20 protein-coding genes are annotated in these 20,578 nt (G+C 68.2%); 8 read left to right on the forward strand and 12 right to left on the reverse strand.

Going from position 1 to position 20,578, the window contains the following annotated elements; translation table 11 throughout:
* Window positions 1-77: 77 nt before the first annotated feature.
* From H7J86_RS22130 to H7J86_RS22140, 3 genes are read left to right on the forward strand one after another with little or no spacing between them, the layout of a single operon-like run.
* Window positions 78-1,118, forward strand: coding sequence for an NAD(P)H-dependent amine dehydrogenase family protein (locus H7J86_RS22130; protein ID WP_267293493.1), 1,041 nt, complete (start codon window positions 78-80; stop codon window positions 1,116-1,118).
* A 10-nt stretch (window positions 1,119-1,128) separates the two neighbouring features.
* On the forward strand, window positions 1,129-2,670 hold the full coding sequence (locus H7J86_RS22135; RefSeq protein WP_267293495.1) for an FAD-binding protein: 1,542 nt from the start codon (window positions 1,129-1,131) through the stop codon (window positions 2,668-2,670).
* Between the two features lie 49 nt (window positions 2,671-2,719).
* Complete coding sequence (locus H7J86_RS22140; protein WP_267293497.1) at window positions 2,720-3,523, forward strand: SDR family NAD(P)-dependent oxidoreductase; 804 nt, start codon at window positions 2,720-2,722, stop codon at window positions 3,521-3,523.
* A 12-nt stretch (window positions 3,524-3,535) separates the two neighbouring features.
* Here the strand turns inward: H7J86_RS22140 and H7J86_RS22145 are convergent, their stop codons facing one another.
* The 8 genes from H7J86_RS22145 to H7J86_RS22180 all read right to left on the reverse strand — a co-directional run bounded on the left by H7J86_RS22145 (window position 3,536) and on the right by H7J86_RS22180 (window position 10,562).
* Window positions 3,536-4,372, reverse strand: coding sequence for a DegV family protein (locus H7J86_RS22145; protein ID WP_090353403.1), 837 nt, complete (start codon window positions 4,370-4,372; stop codon window positions 3,536-3,538).
* Window positions 4,369-5,181 (reverse strand): diglucosylglycerate octanoyltransferase, encoded by an 813-nt coding sequence (gene octT, locus H7J86_RS22150; protein WP_090353401.1) that lies wholly within the window; start codon window positions 5,179-5,181, stop codon window positions 4,369-4,371. Before octT ends, H7J86_RS22145 begins: the two co-directional genes overlap by 4 nt.
* On the reverse strand, window positions 5,171-5,827 hold the full coding sequence (gene gpgP, locus H7J86_RS22155) for a glucosyl-3-phosphoglycerate phosphatase (RefSeq protein WP_267293499.1): 657 nt from the start codon (window positions 5,825-5,827) through the stop codon (window positions 5,171-5,173). The genes octT and gpgP overlap by 11 nt, the downstream gene beginning before the upstream one ends.
* Window positions 5,824-6,201, reverse strand: a complete 378-nt coding sequence (gene rsfS / locus H7J86_RS22160; protein ID WP_090353398.1) for a ribosome silencing factor — start codon at window positions 6,199-6,201, stop codon at window positions 5,824-5,826. Before rsfS ends, gpgP begins: the two co-directional genes overlap by 4 nt.
* Window positions 6,198-6,827, reverse strand: coding sequence for a nicotinate-nucleotide adenylyltransferase (gene nadD / locus H7J86_RS22165; protein ID WP_167161834.1), 630 nt, complete (start codon window positions 6,825-6,827; stop codon window positions 6,198-6,200). The genes rsfS and nadD overlap by 4 nt, the downstream gene beginning before the upstream one ends.
* A 110-nt stretch (window positions 6,828-6,937) precedes the next feature.
* Window positions 6,938-8,389 (reverse strand): vWA domain-containing protein, encoded by a 1,452-nt coding sequence (locus H7J86_RS22170; RefSeq protein WP_090353395.1) that lies wholly within the window; start codon window positions 8,387-8,389, stop codon window positions 6,938-6,940.
* 13 nt (window positions 8,390-8,402) lie between these two features.
* On the reverse strand, window positions 8,403-9,287 hold the full coding sequence (locus H7J86_RS22175) for an AAA family ATPase (protein WP_090353394.1): 885 nt from the start codon (window positions 9,285-9,287) through the stop codon (window positions 8,403-8,405).
* Between the two features lie 18 nt (window positions 9,288-9,305).
* On the reverse strand, window positions 9,306-10,562 hold the full coding sequence (locus H7J86_RS22180; protein ID WP_187096262.1) for a glutamate-5-semialdehyde dehydrogenase: 1,257 nt from the start codon (window positions 10,560-10,562) through the stop codon (window positions 9,306-9,308).
* 145 nt (window positions 10,563-10,707) lie between these two features.
* Here H7J86_RS22180 and H7J86_RS22185 point away from each other — a divergent pair, with 145 nt between their 5' ends.
* The 3 genes from H7J86_RS22185 to H7J86_RS22195 are packed head-to-tail and all read left to right on the forward strand — an operon-like array spanning window position 10,708 to window position 13,644.
* Window positions 10,708-11,559, forward strand: coding sequence for a ribokinase (locus H7J86_RS22185; RefSeq protein WP_267293501.1), 852 nt, complete (start codon window positions 10,708-10,710; stop codon window positions 11,557-11,559).
* Window positions 11,560-11,607: 48 nt separating this feature from the next.
* The gene (locus H7J86_RS22190; protein ID WP_090353391.1) at window positions 11,608-12,420 is read left to right on the forward strand and encodes an enoyl-CoA hydratase/isomerase family protein; all 813 of its coding nucleotides are present in this window, start codon (window positions 11,608-11,610) and stop codon (window positions 12,418-12,420) included.
* A 60-nt stretch (window positions 12,421-12,480) separates the two neighbouring features.
* A complete protein-coding gene (locus H7J86_RS22195) occupies window positions 12,481-13,644 on the forward strand; it encodes a DUF2306 domain-containing protein (RefSeq protein ID WP_187096264.1) in 1,164 nt (387 codons plus the stop codon).
* Between the two features lie 20 nt (window positions 13,645-13,664).
* Here the strand turns inward: H7J86_RS22195 and H7J86_RS22200 are convergent, their stop codons facing one another.
* The gene (locus H7J86_RS22200) at window positions 13,665-15,704 is read right to left on the reverse strand and encodes an NAD(+) synthase (RefSeq protein WP_090353388.1); all 2,040 of its coding nucleotides are present in this window, start codon (window positions 15,702-15,704) and stop codon (window positions 13,665-13,667) included.
* Window positions 15,705-15,731: 27 nt separating this feature from the next.
* Between H7J86_RS22200 and H7J86_RS22205 the strand changes: the two genes are divergently transcribed.
* Window positions 15,732-16,568 (forward strand): SIR2 family NAD-dependent protein deacylase, encoded by an 837-nt coding sequence (locus H7J86_RS22205; protein WP_267293503.1) that lies wholly within the window; start codon window positions 15,732-15,734, stop codon window positions 16,566-16,568.
* On the opposite strand, the gene H7J86_RS22210 is transcribed toward H7J86_RS22205, so the two are convergent.
* Window positions 16,565-17,836: a cytochrome P450 gene (locus tag H7J86_RS22210; protein ID WP_267293504.1), complete on the reverse strand. Its 1,272-nt coding sequence runs from the start codon at window positions 17,834-17,836 to the stop codon at window positions 16,565-16,567. The genes H7J86_RS22205 and H7J86_RS22210 overlap by 4 nt on opposite strands.
* Window positions 17,837-17,903: 67 nt before the next feature.
* Here H7J86_RS22210 and H7J86_RS22215 point away from each other — a divergent pair, with 67 nt between their 5' ends.
* Window positions 17,904-18,536, forward strand: a complete 633-nt coding sequence (locus H7J86_RS22215; RefSeq protein ID WP_267293506.1) for a TetR/AcrR family transcriptional regulator — start codon at window positions 17,904-17,906, stop codon at window positions 18,534-18,536.
* Between the two features lies 1 nt (window position 18,537).
* On the opposite strand, the gene H7J86_RS22220 is transcribed toward H7J86_RS22215, so the two are convergent.
* Window positions 18,538-19,821, reverse strand: a complete 1,284-nt coding sequence (locus H7J86_RS22220; protein ID WP_267293508.1) for a protoporphyrinogen/coproporphyrinogen oxidase — start codon at window positions 19,819-19,821, stop codon at window positions 18,538-18,540.
* Window positions 19,822-19,870: 49 nt separating this feature from the next.
* A complete protein-coding gene (locus H7J86_RS22225) occupies window positions 19,871-20,494 on the reverse strand; it encodes a PIG-L deacetylase family protein (protein WP_090353383.1) in 624 nt (207 codons plus the stop codon).
* Between the last annotated feature and the right edge of the window lie 84 nt (window positions 20,495-20,578).

Raw genomic sequence — 20,578 nt, forward strand, 5'->3', positions numbered from 1 at the left:
CGCTTCTTGGATCAGACCACCGACGCATCGTGTGACCCGGGTTACACCGGTGAACAACTAGCCAATAGTGTGCACTCATGAGCCCGTTACGAGTCATCCAGTGGACCACCGGCAACATCGGTAAACGCTCCCTGCACGCGATCATCGGTCGCTCCGATATGGAACTGGTCGGGGTCTACGCCCACGGCGCCGACAAGATCGGCGTCGACGCCGCCGAACTGGCCGGCTGGCCCGAGCCGACCGGGGTCACGGCCACCAATGACATCGACGCGCTGATCGCGCTGCAGCCCGACGCGTGTTGTTACAACCCGCTGTGGCCCGATATCGACGAACTCGTCCGACTGCTGGAAGCCGGGATCAACGTGTGCTCCAGCGCTGCCTGGATCACCGGCGGCAAGCAATCTCCGCACGATCTCGATCGCATTCGGAAGGCCTGCGCGACAGGACGATCCACCATCTTCGGCAGCGGCGCGCACCCGGGCATGACCAATATGGTCGGCATGGTGCTCTCGGGTTCCTGCGAGCGGGTCGACGAGATCCGGATCACCGAATCGGTGGACTGCTCCACCTACGAATCGGCGGGCACCCAATCGGCGATGGGCTTCGGCCAGGATCCGCAGACCCCGGGCCTGGCCGAGAGCGTGCGCGTGGAGAGCGAGGTGTTCGCCGAATCGGCCGCGATGATGGCCGACGCGATCGGCGCGCAGCTCGACCGGATGACCTTCGACGTCACCTTCACCGCGGCCACCGACGACACCGACCTCGGCTTCATGCAGATCCCGAAAGACACCGTCGGCAGCGTGTACGGCTATCACCGTGGCTGGGTCGGTGACCGCAATGTCGTCAGCGTCGGCTTCAACTGGACCATGGGCAACCATGTGACCCCGCCGAAACCCCTCGAGCACGGCCACGTCATCCAGGTGTTCGGGCTGCCCAACATGCGCACGGTGTTGCACTGCCTGCCGCCACGGGACTGGACCGAGCCCGGGTTCATGGGGCTGGGCATGATCTACACCGCGATGCCGGTGACCAATGCGGTGCCCGCCGTGGTCGCCGCCCCGCCGGGCATCGTCACGCTCAAAGACCTGCCGCCGATCACCGGCCGGTTCGCGCAGTAGGGCGCCCGGCGTGACGTCAGCGCACTGGGACGACACCGTCGACGTGGTCGTCGTCGGCTCCGGCGGCGGGATCGCGGGCGCCTACACGGCAGCGCGTGAGGGCCTCTCCGTCGCGCTGGTGGAGGCGACCGAGAAGTTCGGCGGCACAACGGCATATTCGGGTGGCGGCGGCATGTGGTTCCCGGCCAACCCCGTCCTGCGCCGGGCAGGCGCCGACGACACGATCGAGGACGCCCTCACCTACTTTCACGCCGTCGTCGGCGACCGCACCCTACGGGCACTGCAGGACACTTTCGTGCGCGGCGGTGCACCACTGATCGCCTACCTCGAAGAGGACGAGGCCTTCGCGTTCAAGGTGCTGCCCTGGCCCGACTACTTCGGCAGCGCCCCGGGTGCCCGGCTGGACGGTATGCGGCACATCGTCGCCAGAGCACTGCCCGACGACGCGCTGGGACCGTTCGCCGGGACGGTGCGCGGTCCGCTCGACCACGAACGCCTCGGCACGCCCGCACCCGAATTGCTCACCGGCGGAAGAGCATTGATCGGCAGATTCCTCGCCGCACTGCGCCGGTTCCCGCAGGCGTCGGCCCACCTCGACTCCCCACTGACCGAGATCGTCACCGAGAACGGCGCGGTGACCGGAGTGGTCGTGCAGCGCCACGGGGCACCGGTACGCATCGGTGCCCGTCGCGGCGTCCTGCTGGCCGCAGGCGGATTCGAGCAGAACGCCGCGATGCGCGCGGCCTACGGTGTGCCCGGACGACCCGCCGACACGATGGGCGCACCGGGTAACACCGGGTCCGCGCATAAGGCGGCCATCCGCATCGGCGCGGCCACCGACCTGATGGACCAGGCCTGGTGGTCGCCCGGCCTGACCCATCCCGACGGCCGGTCGACGTTCTCCCTCGGTATCACCCGCGGCATCCTCGTCGACTCCGCCGGCCGCCGGTTCGTCAACGAGAGCGCCCCCTACGACCGGCAGGGCCGGGTCATCATCGACCGGATGCGCTGTGGGGCAATGACCTTGCCGTTCTGGTTGGTGTACGACGATCGTGACCGGGACGCCCCGCCGGTGCTGTCGACCAGCGTGTCGCTGGTCGATACCGCGCGCTACCGCGACGCCGGGCTGTGGCACACCGCCGACACCCTGGACCAGCTCGCCGACGCCATCGGTGTGCCGGCCGCCGAGCTGAGCGCCACGGTGGCGCGCTTCAACGAGCTCGTCGCCGCCGGCGCGGATCCCGACTTCGGCCGTGGCGACGAGACCTATGACCGCACCTTCACCGGCGGTGCACTGCCCATGGCCCCGCTCGACCGGCCGCCCTACCACGCCGCCGCCTTCGGCCTCTCCGACCTGGGCACCAAGGGCGGGCTCGTCACCGATACCCAGGCCAGGGTGCTGGATACCGGCGGGCGCCCGATCCCCGGTCTCTACGCTGCGGGCAACACCATGGCAGCCGTCAGCGGCACCACCTACCCCGGCGGGGGCAACCCGATCGGCGCGTCGATGTTGTTCAGCCATCTCGCCGCACTACACATGGCCGCCGGATGATCCGGCGAACGCCGGACACCGGCACCCGGTAGCGGGCATCATCCGTCCCATGGGTACCCCTCGCTATACCGACCGTCGCGTCCTGATCACCGGAGGTGGCTCCGGAATCGGTCAGGCCACCGTGCTGCGCATCCTCGACGAGGGCGGTCGCGTGGTCGCCGCCGACATCAGTGACTCGGGCCTGGCGGACACCGTGGCCAAGGCAGCCGGGCACCTCGACCGGCTGGACACCGTGCGGATCGATGTCGCCGATGAGGAGTCCGTCCGCAGCGGGGTGGCTGCCGCCGTCGAGCGACTCGGTGGACTGGACAGCCTGATCAACGCGGCAGGCATCCTGCGGTCAGCGCACTTCACCGAAACGTCGCTGGCCGACTTCGAACAGGTGCTGCGGGTCAACCTGATCGGCACGTTCCTGGTCACCCGTGAGGCGATTCCGGCTCTGCGAGAAGGAAATGCGGCGGCCGTGGTGAATTTCAGCTCCACCTCCGCGAGCTTCGCCCACCCGTACATGGCCGCCTACGCCGCCTCCAAGGGCGGCGTCCAGGCGATGACACACGCGCTGGCGCTGGAGTTCAGCAAGGCCCGCATCCGATTCAACTGCGTGCAGCCGGGTTCGGTCTCGTCCGGGATGACCGATGGTGTCGGCGAGTCCCGACAGAGCGTCGGACCGGGACTGCCGGCCGACATGGACTTCGGGCTCCTCGGCAAGATCCGCTCCGTGCTGCCCACCGACGACGGCGCCATGTTCGCCAGGCCGGACGCGGTCGCCGCCGTGGTCGCGATGCTCGGTTCCCCCGAAGCCTGCTGGGTCACCGGCACCGAGGTGCGCGTCGACGGCGGCACCCACATGTAGCCGGGACAGCCCTCACTCGGTGAGGCTGACGCACGCCCCCACCGCACCGCCACCGACATGCACACCCAGCACGGGACCCATATCGGTCACGGTCAGCGACTCGATCTGCGGCAGCCGCGCGGTCAGCGCCGCACCGAGCTTGGCCGCGTCATCGTGATTGTCCACGTGGTGTACGGCGACCGACGCGCCGCGCTCCCCCACGATCTCGGCGATCGAATCCACCATCGCCGCATGCGCTTTCGACACGGTGCGGATCCGCTGGGCCAGCACCAGCCGACCGTCGACGTCCAGGCGCAGCAGCGGCTTCAGCGACAGGGCGGTGCCCAGCCACGACACCGCGGTACCGATCCGGCCCGAACGACGCAGGTTGTCCAGCCGGTGCACGACGATGAACACGTGCCCGCGTGGAACCGCGGCCCGAGCCGCCGCTTCCACCTCGTCCAGCTCCGCTCCGGCGGCCGCGGCCCGCGCGGCGGCCAGCGCGACGAACCCGATGCCCATCGCCGCCGATCGCGAATTCACCACGCGCACCGCGGAACCGAACTCACGTGCCACCCCGGCGGCGGTGCTGAAGGTGCCCGACAGCGCAGCCGAGATGTGCACGGCGACGACACCATCGCCGTCGCTGTCCACCAGCGCCTTGCGGTAGGCATCGGAGAGATCCGCCGGCGACGCGCCGGAGGTACTCACCTGGCTGCGGTCGTGGATGTCGTTGGGCATCGGGTCGACACCGTCGAGCAGATCGGTTCCGCCGACCAGCACATGCAAGGGCACCTGACGGATCGACCAGCGCTCCCGGTCCTCAGCGCTCAGCCGTGCCGACGAATCGGTCACCACCTGGACGGTCATGAGTCGGTGCGTGGATCCGACGATTTCCCCGTCGCTTCGCTCGCCCCGGGTCGGTAGGCACCGGCGTCGGCGAGCCCCTTGAGCATCAGGTCGGCGACCGCAGCATGAGCCTCGAAGTTCCAATGGATCCCGTCGGGGTTGCCCTGGCCGCTGAGCACGTACTCGCCCACGGCGGCCTTGAGGTCGACGATCGGGACCCCCTTTGTCTCGCCCCATCCGGTGATCGCGGCCGCGGTGGCGTCGCGCCAGCGGTGCGAGCGGCCGTAGGTGTCGGCGATGTGCACCGACGGCACGGTCGCCACGACCGGAATGCCGGGCCGATTGAAATCGATGGCGGCCCTGGTCTGTTCGAGGTACTCCACGCTCAAGTGCGGCGGCAGCGCCGGACGGGCCACCGGCGACAGCCGTGGCTGCAACCAGCCGTAGCCGTCGCGGGCCCAGCGCCGTAGCCAGGCCGGGCGCACATAGCGGATGAGCTCGCGCAGCGCGGTCGGCAGCGGTGACGGCAGTGAGTCCATCCCGGAGGTCGCGAAGATCACGGCACCCGCGTGTGGCAGCGCCGCCCATGAGCGCGGGTCCTGGGTCGCCGCCCACCACACGTCGCGACACGTCCAGCCGATCCGGCCGATCAGCTCCACATCCCAATCAAGTTGTTCGGCAACGATATTGGGCCAGATGCGCGGATCGTCGGCGGGCAGGCCACCGGTCGGTCCGTAGTAGGACAGGGAGTCGCAGAAAACCAGCAGCGTCTTTCGGCGGGCAGCAGCGGAGCGACCCGGGGAATTGTCCCGAAGACCCTCAGAGGACATCGTTGGCCACCTGCGCCGAGGCGTTCCACACGTCCAGACGCCACTTGATCGCGTCTTCGACGATATGCCCGGACAACTGCACCCAACTGGCGTTGCCCATTCCGCCCAGCACCGGCCAGTTGTCGACGGGCAGTCCGAGCAGGGCTGCGGCCAGCGCGGCGATCAACCCGCCGTGGGCGACCAGCACGACCGGGCGGTCGGAACCATCGGCACCCCACTCCGGTTGGGAGTCAAGCAGTTCGGTGACCACCGGCACGCTGCGCTCGGCGACGTCCACCCGGCTCTCCCCGCCGTGCGGGGCCCACCGGGCGTCGTCGCGCCACGCCACGCGGGCACCGGGCGCGACGGCGTCGACCTCAAGGTGCGTGAGCCCCTGCCAGTCACCGAGGTGCGTTTCGCGCAGCCGCTCGTCGATGTGCACCGGCAGCCCGGAACGGTCGCCCAGTGCGGTCGCGGTGTCCAGCGCGCGGCGCAGATCCGAGGACACGATCAGGAACGGTTGCCGCTTGGCCAGTACCTCTGCCGCGGCGACCGCCTGCTGCCGGCCCAGCTCGGTCAGGTCGGTGTCGAGCTGCCCCTGCATGCGGCTGCCGGCATTCCACTCCGTCTGCCCGTGCCGCAGCAGGACCAGCCGGCGAATGGTCATTCGCTGCGCTCCACACCCTCGAGGTCGACCGGCACCAGGGGGCAGTCCCGCCACAACCGGTCCAGCGCATAGAACTCGCGCTCCTCGACGTGCTGGATGTGCACCACGATGTCGATGTAGTCCAGCAGGGTCCAGCGTCCCTCGCGGGTGCCCTCCCGGCGGGCCGGCTTGTACCCGGCCTGGCGCATCTTCTCCTCGACCTCGTCCACGATCGCGTTGACCTGGCGCTCGTTGGAGGCGGAGGCGATCACGAAGAGATCGGTGATGACCAGCTGACCGGATACGTCGATGACGACGACGTTCTCGGCGAGCTTGGATGAGGCGGCCTGGGCCGCGACGGTGGCCGCGGTCACGGCTTCTTGGGTGGCGCTCACGGGCGGCCCTCCTGTTTCGGGGCACTGTAGAGCCCTCGTTTGGACACGTACTGCACTACTCCGTCGGGCACCAGGTACCAGATCGGGCGGGACTGTTGGGCGCGCAACCGGCAATCACTCGACGAGATCGCCAGCGCAGGCACCTCCACCAGGGTCAGGGCGTCTTCGGGCAGTTCCTTCATGGCCTCGGCGATGTGCTCGCCGTCGAGTTCGTAGCCGGGCCGACTGACCCCGACGAACCGGGCCAGGGAGAACAGCTCCTCCCAGTTCTGCCAGGACAGGATGGAGGCCAGCGCATCGGCACCGGTGATGAAGTACAGATCGCTATCGGGGTTCAACCCGGCCAGATCACGCAGGGTATCGGTGGTGTACGTGGCCCCGCCGCGGTCGATGTCCACCCGGCTCACCGAGAACCGCGGGTTCGCGGCGGTGGCGATGACCGTCATGAGGTAGCGGTCCTCCGCCGCGGTGACGCGCCGATCGCGTTTCTGCCAGGGCTGCCCGGTGGGGACGAACACCACCTCGTCGAGCTCGAACTGGTCGGCGACCTCGCTCGCCGCGACCAGGTGCCCGTGGTGGATGGGATCGAACGTCCCGCCCATCACCCCGAGCCTGCGTCTGGTCACGAAGAGCCAGCTTACTGGGCGTGCCGCAGGGCGCTCTCCCGCCGCCGAGATCGACGTTTGGGCCGGGCTCTGCTGGCACAAATCCGCCCGATTGATCAGATGGGCGGAAATCAGACGGGGAGGAGCCCGTCGATCACGGTGGCGAGCTGCTTGGCCGAGCGGCACTCGTGCATCGCGATGACGTCCTTGTAGCGCGGCACCGCGGAGTCGCCGCTGCCCCACAGGTGCTTGGGCTCCGGGTTGAGCCAGTACGCATGCCGGCTCGCGTTCACCATGCGGCTCAGCAGGTCGGCCTGCGGGTTGCGGTAGTTGTTGCGCCCGTCGCCGAGGATCAGCAGCGAGGACCGCGGGGACAGCACGTTGGGGAAATTGTCCATGAACGACACGAACGCGTGGCCGTAGTCGGAGTGCCCGTCGCGGGTGTAGACCCCGGCCTCGCGGGTGATGCGCTGCACCGCCACCGCCAGGTCGGCTTCCGGCCCGAACATCTCGGTGACCTCGTCGGTGGTGTCGATGAAAGCGAAGACCCGGACCCGGGAGAACTGCTGGCGCAGCGCGGCCACCAGCATCAGCGTGAAATGACTGAACCCGGCCACCGAACCCGACACATCGCAGAGCACCACCAGTTCGGGGCGCGCCGGGTGCGGTTTCTTGAGCACCACATCGATCGGTACCCCGCCGGTGGACATGGACTTGCGCAGGGTCTTGCGCATATCGATCTCACCGGCGCGGGCGCGCCGCCGCCGCGCGGCCAGCCTGGTGGCCAGCGTGCGGGCCAGCGGTTGCACCGTCTTGCGCATCTGGCGAAGCTGTTCGCCCGAGGCGCGCAGGAATTCGACGTTCTCGGCCAGCTGCGGCACGCCGTACATCTGGACGTGTTCGCGACCAAGCTGTTCGGCGGTGCGCCGCTTCGTCTCGGATTCGACCATCTTACGTAACTGAGAGATGCGCTGCGCAGCAACGGCTTTGGCGATCTCCTCCTGCGTCGGTGTGGGTTCTTCGCCGTACGGGGCCAACAGGCCCGCCAGGAGGCGGCCCTCCAGCTCATCCAGGGCCATCGCCTTGAGCGCTTGATACGACGAGTAGGACGGGCCGCGGCTGGAGTTGTACCGGCCGTAGGCCTCGACGATGCGGGCGATCATCGCCGCCAGCCGGTCATCGAGGCTCTCCAGATCCGCGTCCGGACCCAACATGTCCAGCAACGCCGTGCGCATCGCCTCGATATCCTCGGGCGGCAGGCCGTCAGGCTGACCGTCGCTCTCCTCGTCCGCCTCATCCTCGATGACGGTGCGGTCGCCCAGCGCGGCGGGCCACCACAGGTCGAACATCGCGTCATAGGTCTCGCGGTGATCGGCGCGCCGCAGCACCGCGCACGCCAGGCCTTCGCGCAGCGCGCCCCGGTCCCCCAGACCCAACTCGGCCAGCACCCGGCCCGCATCCACGGTCTCCGACGGACCCACCGAAATCCCGGCGCTGCGCAGCGCTTCCACAAACTCCACCAGGTGCCCGGGAATACCGTAGGGCGCCAACGGTTGTGGCGGGCGGGTGCGTCGGGATGTCATGGATGCGAACCTCTCAGTTCAGTTTCAGCTCTCCGGACGCCTTGATCTGGTCGGACTGATGCTTGAGCACCACACCGAGCGTGGCGGCGATGAGCTCGTCGTCGATCGTGTCCATGCCCAGCGCGAGCACGGTGCGGCCCCAGTCGATGGTCTCGGCGACCGAGGGCACCTTCTTGAGCTGCATGGCGCGCAACACCCCGATGATGCGCACCAGCTCTGCGGCGATCTTCTCCGGCAGTTCCGGAACCCGCGACAGCAGGATGCGCCGTTCCAGATCGGGATCCGGGAAGTCGATGTGCAGGAACAGACACCGCCGTTTGAGCGCCTCGGACAGCTCCCGGGTGGCATTGGAGGTCAGCAGCACGAACGGTGCGCGCTCGGCCTTGATGGTGCCGAGCTCGGGCACCGTCACCGCGAAATCGGACAGCACCTCCAGCAGCAGACCCTCGATCTCGATATCGGCCTTGTCGGTCTCATCGATGAGCAGGACCGTCGGGTCGGTACGCCGGATCGCGGTCAGCAGCGGGCGGCTGAGCAGGAACTCCTCGCTGAACACATCGGTCTTGGTCTGGTCCCAGTCACCGGTGCCCGCGGTCCCGGCCTGGATCCGCAGGATCTGCTTGGCGTGGTTCCACTCGTAGAGGGCACGGGCCTCGTCGACACCCTCGTAGCACTGCAGGCGCACCAGTTCGCTGCCGGTGGTCTGTGCCACGGCGCGGGCCAGCTCGGTCTTACCGACACCGGCGGGGCCTTCCACCAGCAGCGGCTTGCCGAGTCGGTCGGCGAGGAAAACCGCAGTGGCCGTGGCCTTGTCGGGCAGGTAGCCGGTTTCGGCGAGCCGCTTGGCGACATCGTCGATGTCGGTGAACAGCGGGGCCGGGCGGGCGGGCAGGCTCATGGGTGGGTGCTCTCCTAATCAGGCGGGGCGGACGTGGCCTTCAAGAGGCGAGCCCCACACGATCCATTTGGTCGAGGTCAGTTCGGGTAGTCCCATCGGGCCACGGGCATGCAGTTTCTGGGTGGAGATCCCGATCTCGGCACCGAACCCGAACTGCTCACCGTCGGTGAACGCCGTCGATGCGTTCACCATCACCGCGGCAGCATCGACCCCCTCGGTGAACCGTTGGGCCGCAGCCAGATCGGTGGTGACGATGGCCTCGGTATGCCCGGTGCCGTACTCGTTGATATGCGCGATGGCGCCGTCCACACCGTCGACGACCGCGACCGCCATGTCCAGCGACAGGAACTCGGCGCGCAGCTGCTCTTCGGTGGGATCCAGATGCACGGTCACCCCGGCGTCCTGCAGGGCGGTCACCAGGCGGGGCAGCACGGTGTCGGCCACGGTGCGATCCACCAGCAGCGACTCGGCCGAGTTGCACACGCTGGGCCGGCGGGTCTTGGAGTTCAGCAGGATCCGCTCGGCCACGTCGAGATCGGCGGCCCCGTCCACATAGACATGACAGTTGCCGACGCCGGTTTCGATGGTCGGCACGGTGGCGTCGCGGACCACGGCGTCGATCAGTCCGGCACCGCCGCGCGGGATGACGACGTCGACCAGACCGCGGGCCTGGATGAGGTGGGTGACGCTGGCGCGGTCCGCACTCGGCAACAGCTGCACCGCATCCATGGGCAGCCCGGCCTCGTACAGGGCTTCGCGTAGCGCGGTGACCAGGGCGGCGTTCGACCTGGCCGCCGAGGAGCTACCCCGCAGCAGCACGGCGTTGCCCGACTTGAGAGTCAGCCCGAACGCGTCCACGGTGACGTTGGGCCGGCCCTCGTAGACGATGCCGACCACACCGAGCGGCACCCGCTGCTGACGCAGCTGCAGACCGTTGGGCAGGGTCGAGCCGCGCAGTACCTCGCCGATCGGGTCGGGCAGGCCGGCGACCTGGCGCAACCCGGCGGCGATACCGTCGATGCGCTGGGGGTTGAGGGCGAGCCGGTCGAGCATGGCTTCGGGCGTGCCGGCATCGCGAGCGGCCTGCAGGTCCTCGGCGTTGGCGGCGAGGATGTCGTGGGTGTGCTCCAACACCGTGTCGGCGGCCAGATGCAGGGCGCGGTTCTTGGTCTCGGTGCTCAGTGCCGCCAGGGTGCGCGACGCGGTACGCGCGGCGGCGGCCGCGTCGTGAACCTGTTGACGCAGATCCGTGGTGGCTGGTGCTTGCACGCTCATCAAGCCAGGGTATCGGGCATCCCCAGGTCAGGCCCGGTGGGGCCACCGAAAGGCGGCGCACGCTCCCGAGCGTCACCTCACCGGTCGAACCACGACCCTGAGGTCGACCTCGCTGGAGCACTCACGCGATGACTACGGTGAAGCCGTGGCGCGGGTATGTGTGGTGGGCAGCGTGAACATGGACCTCGTCTTCGCCGTGGACACACTGCCGGTCCCCGGCGCGACGGTGCTGGCATCCTCGGTCACCCAGTCCCCCGGCGGTAAGGGCGGCAACCAGGCGATCGCCGCGGCCCGGGCCGGCGCCGACGTCACGCTGGTGGCGGCGGTCGGTGACGACGCGGCAGGGCTCGCGCTCAAAACCCATCTGAGCGACAACGGCGTGGACGTGGCGGGCGTGGTGATGTTGCCGGTACCGAGCGGGATGGCCAGCATCGTGGTCGACACGCATGCCGAAAACGTCATCGTGGTCGCCCCCGGCGCCAATGCCCATCTCACCCTGACGCCCGCCGAGCTGCGCGATATCGTCGCCGACTGCGAGGTGCTGTTGATGCAGCTGGAGATCCCGGTGGACACGGCGGTGACGGCAGCCAGAATTGCGCGCGCGGCCGGCGCGACGGTGATCCTCAACGCGTCGCCCACCGGTGCCGATCCGGCGGCGCTCGCCCAGCTGGCCGACGTCACCGATGTGGTGATCGTCAACGAATCCGAGGCAGCACAATGGGATCGGCCGGTACCGCATCTGGTCACCACCCTGGGTGCGCGCGGTGCCGACCATCGCACCGCCCACGGGCACACCCGGGTTCCGGCGTACCCGGTCGAGGCATTGGACACCACCGGCGCCGGCGATGTGTTCGCCGGCGTGCTCGCCGCGGGCTGGGCCACCGACCCCGGCTACGCACTGCGCCGGGCGTGCGCGGCCGGTGCGCTGGCCACCCTGGTGCCGGGCGCGGGCGACTGCGCCCCCTACGACGAGGCCATCGAGGACGCACTCGGCTGAAACGGTCCTCAACTGAACAGCCAACAGTTGTGGTTATAGTCGGCAGCCATGACAGCGCGACCGCCCGACGGTGACTGGCTCGGTACCCCGTTCCTGAAATTCGAGCGGCACGGCCCCTTCGGCGTGGTGCGTCTGGACCGGCCCGCGGCCCGTAACGCCATGACCCCGGCGATGTACTTCGGCATCCGCTACGCCGTCAGCCGTGTGGAGGCCGATCCGGAGCTGGCCGGCCTGCTCATCACCGGTACCGGAGACGTCTTCGCCCCGGGCGGGGACCTCGGCGGTGGCGACGGCAGTGACGACTGGATGACGTGGGGCTCGGCGCTGTCGATGGATGTCACCCCGTTCGAGACACTGCGCCAGTCGGTGAAGCCGGTGGTGTCCGCGGTGAACGGGCTGGCCCAGGGCGGCGGCCTCCAGATCGCCCTGTGCAGCGATATGGCGGTGGTCAGCGAACGCGCCACGTTCCGGGTCCCGGAGTTGTTCCGCGGGATCGCCGACACCTATTACAGCCAGATGCTGGCCCGCCTGATCGGCGCGGTCCGCACCCGCGACCTGATGTTCACCGGCCGCGTGCTCACCGCGCAGGAGGCGCTGGACTGGGGCATGGTGTCTCGGGTGGTGCCGCACGACACCCTGCTCGACGAGGCGCGTGAGGTGTTGGCGCAGGTCTGCCGGACCGCACCCCACGCCCGCTCGGTGGTGAAATCGAGCCTGGACAACTATCTCGGGCTGTTCGACCGGATCGGGATGAAGGCCAGCTACAGCGGAGACGAGGCCAGAGCGGGTTTCGTCGCGTTCAAGGAGCGCCGGTCCCCGGACTGGGTGCATCCGGATCTGCGCACCGAAGGCCGCCTCTGATTGACGGTCGAGCAAAATCCCGTGCGCCGGGCATATCGCCACTTAGAATCTGACATTCAAATGGACAACGACAAACGGGTGACGCTCTCACGCGGCCTTTTCCTCTTCACTGCGGTGGTGGGCGCCCTCTATCTGCCGCTCGCGCTGAACTACACCTGGCCGCTGTTCGGCACCGGAGTCCCGCGCTGGCAGGACGACGTGAACAGCGCGATCAACGGTCGCGGCTACGCGCTGGGCGACGGATCGGTCGACGCGGTCCGGCAGCAGGCCTACGCCGAGCACCGGGTGGTGCTGTTGGTGCACACCACGTTGGGCGCATTGGCGTTGACCCTGGCCATGTTCCAGTTCTCGGCGCGAATCCGGGAACGGTGGCCCGCGGTGCACCGGTGGAACGGTCGCAGCTACCTCGCCCTGATGACGGTCAGCATGCTGACCGCCCTGATCTTCCTCTACGTCACCCCGCCAGCCCGACACTTCATCGGACCCGCGTTCGAGACCCAACTACGCGGTCTGGCGGTGGGCACGCTCGCCAGCGCCTGGTACGCGCTCTACGCGATCCGCAAGCGCGATATGGTCTCCCACCGCGCCTGGATGACCTACAGCATCGCCTTCATGTTGACCGCACCGCTGCTGCGGTTCATCTGGATCGGAATCCAGCCGGTGATCCCGCAACACGACCTGCTCACCAATATCGGTGTGGGCTCCTTGATTCTGGGTGTCGTCGCACCCGGCGGCGCCGCGGTGGCCTTCATTGCCAGCCGGCAAGCCCCGTCCGATGAGGTGAACACCGCGGCGCCGGTCTGGAGATACGGCGCGGCGGTGGCCCTGGCGGTGCTCGGCTCGCTCACCTACACGGGTCTCACGTCGCGGTTGCCCGAGCCGATCCCGCACTCACTGGTCGCGTTCCACCTGGTGCCGGTCTGGATCAGCATCGCGATGGCGCTCATCGGTGTCGCCCGCGCCCGCGCGCGGGACAACTTCGCGCGGGAACGGCAATGGCGTTGGCTGCTGTGGGGTTTCGCGGCGGCCCCGCTGTCGGCCAGCTTGTACTCGCTGATCGTGCCACCCGACTTCACCGCCGCCGATGCGATCATCGCCGGCGGAATGGACGGCGCGGCCATCCCGATCACCATCTGCTTCGCCGTCATCGTCCGCGCCGCGGCCCGGGCGCGCGCCCAGGGTCGAAGCCCGCTCGCCGCAGCCGAAACCGCCTCGGCTGCCTGATCTTTGGGCTCCTGCGGAGGTTACTCGGCGGGGATCCCGCATTCGATCTCATCGAGCCAGATCCGCGCGGACATATCCGACGGGGCACGCCAGTCGCCGCGCGGTGACAGCGAACCGCCCGCGGACACCTTCGGGCCGTTGGGCAGCGCGGACCGCTTGAACTGGCTGAAAGAGTAGAACCGCTGCGCGAACACCGTCAGCCAGTGCCGGATCTCGGTCAGTGAATACTCCGGCCGCTTGTCCAGTGGGATCCCCGTCGGCCAGTCACCTCGGTGCGCATCACTCCACGCATGCCAGGCCAGGAAGGCGATCTTGGCCGGCCCGAATCCGTGACGAAGCGCCTGGAACAGTGAGAAGTCCTGCAGCGCATAGGGACCCACTTTGGCTTCGCTGCTCTGCACCTTGCCGTCCTCACCCACGGGCACCAATTCCGGGGTGATCTCGGTGTCCAGCACCGACGCCAGCACCTCGTTGACGTCATCGCCGAACTGACCCGACGAGATCACCCAACGGATCAGGTGCTGGATGAGAGTCTTCGGGACACCGCCGTTGACGTTGTAGTGCGACATCTGGTCACCGACGCCGTAGGTGGACCAGCCCAACCCGAGTTCGGACAGATCCCCGGTACCCAAGACGATGCCGCCGCGCTGATTGGCCAGCCGGAACAGGTAGTCGGTGCGCAACCCAGCCTGGACGTTTTCGAACGTGATGTCGTAGACCTTCTCGCCCTGGACCACCGGATGTCCCATCTCGGTGAGCATCAGGGTGGCCGTATCGCGGATGTCGATCTCCTCGAAGGTCACCCCCAACGCCTTGGACAACGCGATGGCATTGCCCTTGGTGTGATCGCCGGTAGCAAAGCCGGGCAGGGTGAACGCCAAGATGTCGCTGCGTGGGCGGCTTTCGCGGTCCATGGCCTTGGCCGCGACGATGAGGGCGTGGGTGGAGTCCAGGCCGCCGGAGACCCCGATGACCACCTTCGGATAGTTCAGCGCGCGCAACCGCTGCTCCAGCCCCGACACCTGGATGTTGTAGGCCTCGTAGCAATCCTGCTGCAGCCGTTGCGGATCCGACGGCACGAAGGGGAACCGCTCCACCGCTCGGCGCAGGCCGATGTCACCGTCCGGTGGGTCGAGGGTGAATTCGATCCGGCGCACGTGCTCGGCGGCGCCGTGATGGCGCGCATTGTCGTCGAAGGTGCCCTGGCGCAGTCGCTCCGCGCGCAGCAGTGCGGTGTCGACGTCGGCGACGCTGCGCCGCTCCCCTTTCGGGAAGCGATCGGATTCGGCCAGCAGCACCCCGTTCTCGTAGATCATGGTCTGCCCGTCCCAGGCCAGGTCGGTGGTCGACTCCCCTTCACCGGCGGCGGCGTAGACGTAGGCGGCCAGGCAGCGTGACGATGCCGAGCGGGCCAGCAGCTTGCGGTCCTCGGCACGGCCGATGGTGATGGGGCTGCCCGACAGGTTCGCCAGCACCGTGGCCCCCGCGAGCGCGGCCTGGGCGCTCGGTGGGATGGGTACCCACATGTCCTCGCAAATCTCCACGTGCAGGACGAAATCGGGCAGGTCGGCGGCCGTGAACAGCAGATCCGGCCCGAACGGCACGTCCGCGCCGTTGATCCGGATGGTGCCGCGGGCGTCGTCACCCGCAGCGATCTGACGGCGCTCGTAGAACTCCCGGTAGGTGGGCAGATACGACTTGGGCACCACCCCGAGGAGGGTGCCGCGGTGAATCACCAGCGCGGTGTTGTACACCCGGTTGCCGTGCCGCAGCGGGGCGCCGACCACCAGCACCGGCAGCAGGTCGGCCGACCCGGCCACCAGGGTGGCCACCGCCTCTTGCACGGCATTGAGCAGCGTGTCCTGCAACACGATGTCCTCGAGCGAGTACCCGGACAAGGTGAGCTCCGGGAACACCGCCAGCCCGACGGCGTCGTCATGACATTCGCGGGCCGAGCGCAGCACCGAATCCGCGTTGGCCGCGGGGTCGGCCAGCGTGGTGTGGTGCGTGCACGCGGCGACCCGCACGTATCCGTGCCGGTAGGCGGAATAGAAGTCCACGTCGCCATTATCCCTATCCTGGATGGGGTGGAAGCCCCCGAACTCGTATCTGCCCTGTCCGGACTGCGGCTGGCGGTCCTGACGGGGGCGGGGATGTCGACCGATTCGGGGATTCCGGACTACCGCGGTCCGGACTCTCCGCCGAGCAATCCGATGACGATCGCCCAGTTCACCTCCGATCCGGTGTTCCGTCAGCGCTACTGGGCCCGCAATCATGTCGGCTGGCGGCATATGGACGACACCCGACCCAATGCCGGGCATCGCGCGCTGGCCGCGATGGAGGAGGCCGGGGTGGTGACGGGCCTGATCACCCAGAACGTCGATCTGCTGCACACCAAGGCCGGTAGCCGCCAGGTGGTGAATCTGCACGGCACGTACGCCCAGGTGGTCTGCCTGGGATGTGGGTACACCATGAGCCGGGCCGCACTGGCCGGCGAATTGGAGGCGCTCAACCCCGGTTTCATCGAGCGTGCCGAGCAGGTCGGCGGTATTGCCGTGGCCCCCGATGCCGACGCGGTCGTCACCGACACCTCGACGTTCCGTTATCTGGACTGTCCGCGCTGCGGCGGGATGCTGAAACCGGATATCGTCTACTTCGGCGAAAGCGTGCCGAAAGAGCGCGTAGCACAGGCATTTTCATTGGTCGAAGCGGCCGAGGCCTTGCTGGTCGCCGGGTCGTCGCTGACCGTGTTCTCCGGTTACCGCTTCGTCCGGTACGCCGCCGCGGCGGGCATGCCGATCGCGATCATCAATCGCGGGCCGACCCGCGGTGATGCGCAGGCCACGGTCAAGGTCGAGGGCGGCTGTTCGGAGCTGCTGACCCTGCTGGCCGGCGAACTACCGGTGGCCGCCCCCTTGCCCTAGAACGTGCAGGGCATGGCCCGAACGGCGTGCACGAAGTTGCCTTCCAGATAGGCCGGTTCACCCGCCGCGAAATCGGGCAACTGGGTGAGCAGTTCGAAGAACAGCGCCCGCAGCTGCGTACGGGCCACGTGCGCACCGAGGCAGAAGTGCCGGCCGCCACCGCCGAAGCCCAGATGCGGGTTGGGTTTGCGGCTCAGATCGAAACGCTCCGGCCGGTCGAACACCTCGGTGTCCCAGTTGCCGGACGCGTAGAACATCACCACCTTCTCCCCCGCCGCGATCTGCTGACCGCCGAGTTCGACGTCGACGGCGGCGGTGCGCCGGAATGTCATCACCGGGCTTGCCCAGCGCACGAATTCCTCGACGGCGGAACCGATCCGGTCGTCGAAATCGTCGAGCAGCCAGGCCCGCTGGTCCGGGAAATCGGTGAGCGCCTTGACCGCATGGCTGGCCGTCTGGCGGGTGGTGTCATTACCGGCCACCGCGAGCAGGACGAAGAACGCGGACACTTCGAAGTCGGTGAGCCGATCCCCGTCGATCTCGGCGTGCACCAGGGCGCTGATCAGGTCGTTGCCCGGGTTCTCCCGGCGCTCGGCGGCCAACGCACCGGCCACCTGATGCAGGTACATCTGGTTCTCCAGCAGCACCTCGAGAGGATTACGGCCGGCCAGGAAGACCGGGTCCGCCCACGACACCAACGCATCCGCGGCGTGCGCCACCCGGCTGCGCTCGGACTCCGGGATGCCGACCATATCCGAGAGCGTGCGCACGGGCAGTTCCTTGGCACAGTGCTCGACAAAGTCCGCACCGCTGCCCGCCGCAGCCAGTTCTTCGACGATGCCTTTGGCGTTGTTCTTGATCGAGGATTCGATGCGCGCGACCTGGCGCGGCGTGAAGGCCGAATGAACGAGCTTGCGGATCAACGTGTGTCGCGGCGCGTCCATGGCCAGGAAGGACTGCGACGCCTCCAGCAGTTCCTCGGGCACGGTCTCGAACAGCACCCCCTTGCCGGACAGGAAGGTCTCGCTGTCACGGCTGACGGTGACGATATCGGCGTGCCGGGTGACCGCCCAGAAGCCTTTGTCGTTCGGATCCTCCATCAAGGCGTCCTCGACGGGCTTGTGCCAGCTGACCGGGCGCTGGGCGCGCAACTGCGCGAACGCGACCTCACGATCGGCCGCGGTGGTGGCCCAGAACGCGCGCGAGGAGAGGTCGATCGAGTCGTACGGACGGTCCGGCGCTGTCGATGTGATGGCTGACACAGTCATGTTCGTGACGATAGGTCTAGACACTGCGTCTAGTCAAGGCGTGCACTGGGCCGATATCCTGACGGGCATGCCATCGGTGACCCGTAGACCGCAGGCCAAACGCCAGGAACGCCGCCAGCAGATCGAACGCGACCTGCTGGACGCCACCGACCGGCTGATGGCCGACGGCGCCAGCTTCACCGAGCTCAGCGTCGACCGGCTGGCCACCGAGGCAGGTATCTCGCGAGCCAGCTTCTACATCTATTTCGAGGACAAGGGCCATCTGCTGCGCCGGCTGGCCACCCAGGTGTTCAGCGACCTGGCGGTGGCCGCCGATCAGTGGTGGAGTGTGTCCGGGCGCCGGGATCCGGCCGACGTACACGCCGCGATGTCGGGCATCATCGCCGGTTACCGCCGTCACCAACCCGTACTCGTCGCACTCAACGAGATGGCCGGCTACGACGCGGGCGTCCGCGACACCTACCGCGACCTGCTGACCGGAATCACCGACCAGGTCGCCGGCGTCATCGAGCGCGGCCAAGCCGCCGGTTCGATCCGGCGCTCACTGCCCGTCACGGCCACCGCGAGCTCGCTCACCTGGATGGTGGAACGCACCTGCCACCAGAACCTGCCGTTCCGGCCGATGTCCTTCGATACCGAGCTGGCCGCTTCACTCACCGAAATCGTCTGGGGCGCACTATATCTGGAGTCCGTCGACTAGCTCAGGAAAACCACTCCGGGTGCCAATAGACATCCTCGGCCGCACCGGTCAACGCGTGGTCGACGGCTTGCCTGCCCTGCATGTAGCCATAGTCCTGATTCGACGACTCGTACCGCCAGCCCCCGAACCTCCCCCTGCTGTAGATGCCATACCCCGTCAGCGTCTTGTCGGCGGCGCGCAGCACGTCATCGCGCCCCAGCGTGGGCACCGGATACCCGAACGGAATGGTCTGGGCGAACCGGCTCTGCACCAGGGCCGGGTCGGCACCCAGAACCGCCAGCGACGCCTGCACCGCGCCGATCGAATCCGCGGCAGAGGATGCCTGGCCGGGGAAGGACGGCACCTCGCAAAGGATGTTCCAGCGGCCCGGCCCCGCATTGCCGGGGTCGTAGTTGCTCAGCATCGTGGCGCGGTACCACGGCACACTCTCGTCGGGGCAGTACAGCCAGGTCTTGTCGGCCAGCCCCGGCGGCGGCTCACCGCGGTACCCGAGTCCGACGGCGTGCACCCGGCTCGCCCGCAGACCGGTCGCCTGGTGCCCCTGCCCGATCCAGCCCAGTGCCGTGGTGATCGGCGCCGTGCTGACGCAGTAGTCGTACGACACCGAGGACCCGTCATCGAGGGTGGCCACCCGCTTGTCCGGGTCCAGGCCGAGCACCCGGGTACCCAGCCGGGTCGAACCGGGTGTCATCAGCGTGTCCTGCACGGCCTGCCACAGGGCGCCCGTGCCACCGATCGGGTACGGAAACGCCCCGGCCGGGGCAGGTGCGGTGCTGCCCGCCAACCCCAACTGGGGAACATTGCGGGTGTGGCTGCCGCTGCGCAGCGACGTCCAGCCGTGGTCGACCTCGTGCAGCGGCGCCGTCCACATCTTGCGGTTGTAGGGCTCGAAGAACTGGTCGTAGAGCCGGCGGCCGAAGTGGTTGAGGTAGTAATCGGCGAGGTGGTGCGCGGGTGCATCGGGGCGCAGATCGGTGGGCAACTCGGTGAGCTGCTGCTGGATCGGAGTCGGGACCAGGCTCTGCGGGCCGTCACCGGTGAGCCACACCCAGCCGTTTCGGGTGACCTGGTTGATCCCGACCCCGCTGGCGCGCACCGCGTGGTCGAACTCGGGAAAGTGACTGTGCAGCACGTGCCCGCCGAGGTCCCAGGTGAATCCCTGCTCATCGGTGACCGAGGCGGACATCCCGCCGATTCGGTCACCCGCATCGACCACCAGGTGATCGATTCCGAGCTCGGTGAGTCGCGTCGCCGCGCCGATACCGGTAGTGCCTGCGCCTACCACCAGGAAGGTCGGTTGCCTATCCCGTCGCTGTGCTCGCCCCACCACTCCTCTAGAAGTCGAGGACCTGGCGAACGGGCTCGAACCCTTCGGCGAACGGACGGCGGCACAGGAATCCGTAGTGCTCGGCGGTGCTGCGCACCCAGGAGGCGCTGACCTTTTCACTGGCTTCGGCCTGCGAAACGTGGCACATCAACGCCTGAACCTTCTTGTCCAGCGCGTCCGAGATGTCGATGAACACCGTGGGGTTGAACCCCACGGCCGAGGGGCCGCCGTAGGCCATGATGGTCGACACCCAGCGCGCCGCGCCCATGGTGCAGCGCGACACGACGCGGTGGTCCTGATGACTGTCGTTGGCCGCGTGGGTGTAAACCACTGTCGCCGAGACCTTTTCGATGGCGTCCTCGATGAGGTGGACGAGCTCGAATTCCTGTAGCGAGACCCGGCAGTCGGCGAATCCCTCACCCCAGATCAGCGTGTCCACACCCAGGACCTGGACGGCACGATGCTGTTCGTGCACGCGCTGAGCCGTGTCACCGGGGCCTACCTCACCCCGGGTGACGACCAGCATGGCAACCTGGTCGCCGGCTGCCACATGCTTTGCCAGCGCACCGCCACACCCGAGCTCGATGTCATCGGGATGAGCCCCCACCGCAAGTACAGATCGCCCCGTCATGCCCCCTGGCCTTCGCTTTGCTGTCCCCTAGTTTTGAGCAGCATAACCTTATTTTTGGCATAGCGAGTGCTTACGTCGATCGAT

Origin of the sequence: Mycobacterium hackensackense (genome assembly GCF_025822555.1) — a bacterium.
Lineage (GTDB): Bacteria > Actinomycetota > Actinomycetes > Mycobacteriales > Mycobacteriaceae > Mycobacterium > Mycobacterium fluoranthenivorans.

Coding starts and splice junctions, on each gene's coding strand:
- H7J86_RS22130 (WP_267293493.1), top strand. CDS start 78: ATGAGCCCGTTACGAGTCATCCAGTGGACCACCGGCAACATCGGTAAA.
- H7J86_RS22140 (WP_267293497.1), top strand. CDS start 2,720: ATGGGTACCCCTCGCTATACCGACCGTCGCGTCCTGATCACCGGAGGT.
- H7J86_RS22145 (WP_090353403.1), bottom strand. CDS start 4,372: ATGACCGTCCAGGTGGTGACCGATTCGTCGGCACGGCTGAGCGCTGAG.
- octT (WP_090353401.1), bottom strand. CDS start 5,181: ATGTCCTCTGAGGGTCTTCGGGACAATTCCCCGGGTCGCTCCGCTGCT.
- gpgP (WP_267293499.1), bottom strand. CDS start 5,827: ATGACCATTCGCCGGCTGGTCCTGCTGCGGCACGGGCAGACGGAGTGG.
- H7J86_RS22170 (WP_090353395.1), bottom strand. CDS start 8,389: ATGACATCCCGACGCACCCGCCCGCCACAACCGTTGGCGCCCTACGGT.
- H7J86_RS22175 (WP_090353394.1), bottom strand. CDS start 9,287: ATGAGCCTGCCCGCCCGCCCGGCCCCGCTGTTCACCGACATCGACGAT.
- H7J86_RS22180 (WP_187096262.1), bottom strand. CDS start 10,562: ATGAGCGTGCAAGCACCAGCCACCACGGATCTGCGTCAACAGGTTCAC.
- H7J86_RS22190 (WP_090353391.1), top strand. CDS start 11,608: ATGACAGCGCGACCGCCCGACGGTGACTGGCTCGGTACCCCGTTCCTG.
- H7J86_RS22195 (WP_187096264.1), top strand. CDS start 12,481: ATGGACAACGACAAACGGGTGACGCTCTCACGCGGCCTTTTCCTCTTC.
- H7J86_RS22210 (WP_267293504.1), bottom strand. CDS start 17,836: ATGACTGTGTCAGCCATCACATCGACAGCGCCGGACCGTCCGTACGAC.
- H7J86_RS22215 (WP_267293506.1), top strand. CDS start 17,904: ATGCCATCGGTGACCCGTAGACCGCAGGCCAAACGCCAGGAACGCCGC.
- H7J86_RS22225 (WP_090353383.1), bottom strand. CDS start 20,494: ATGACGGGGCGATCTGTACTTGCGGTGGGGGCTCATCCCGATGACATC.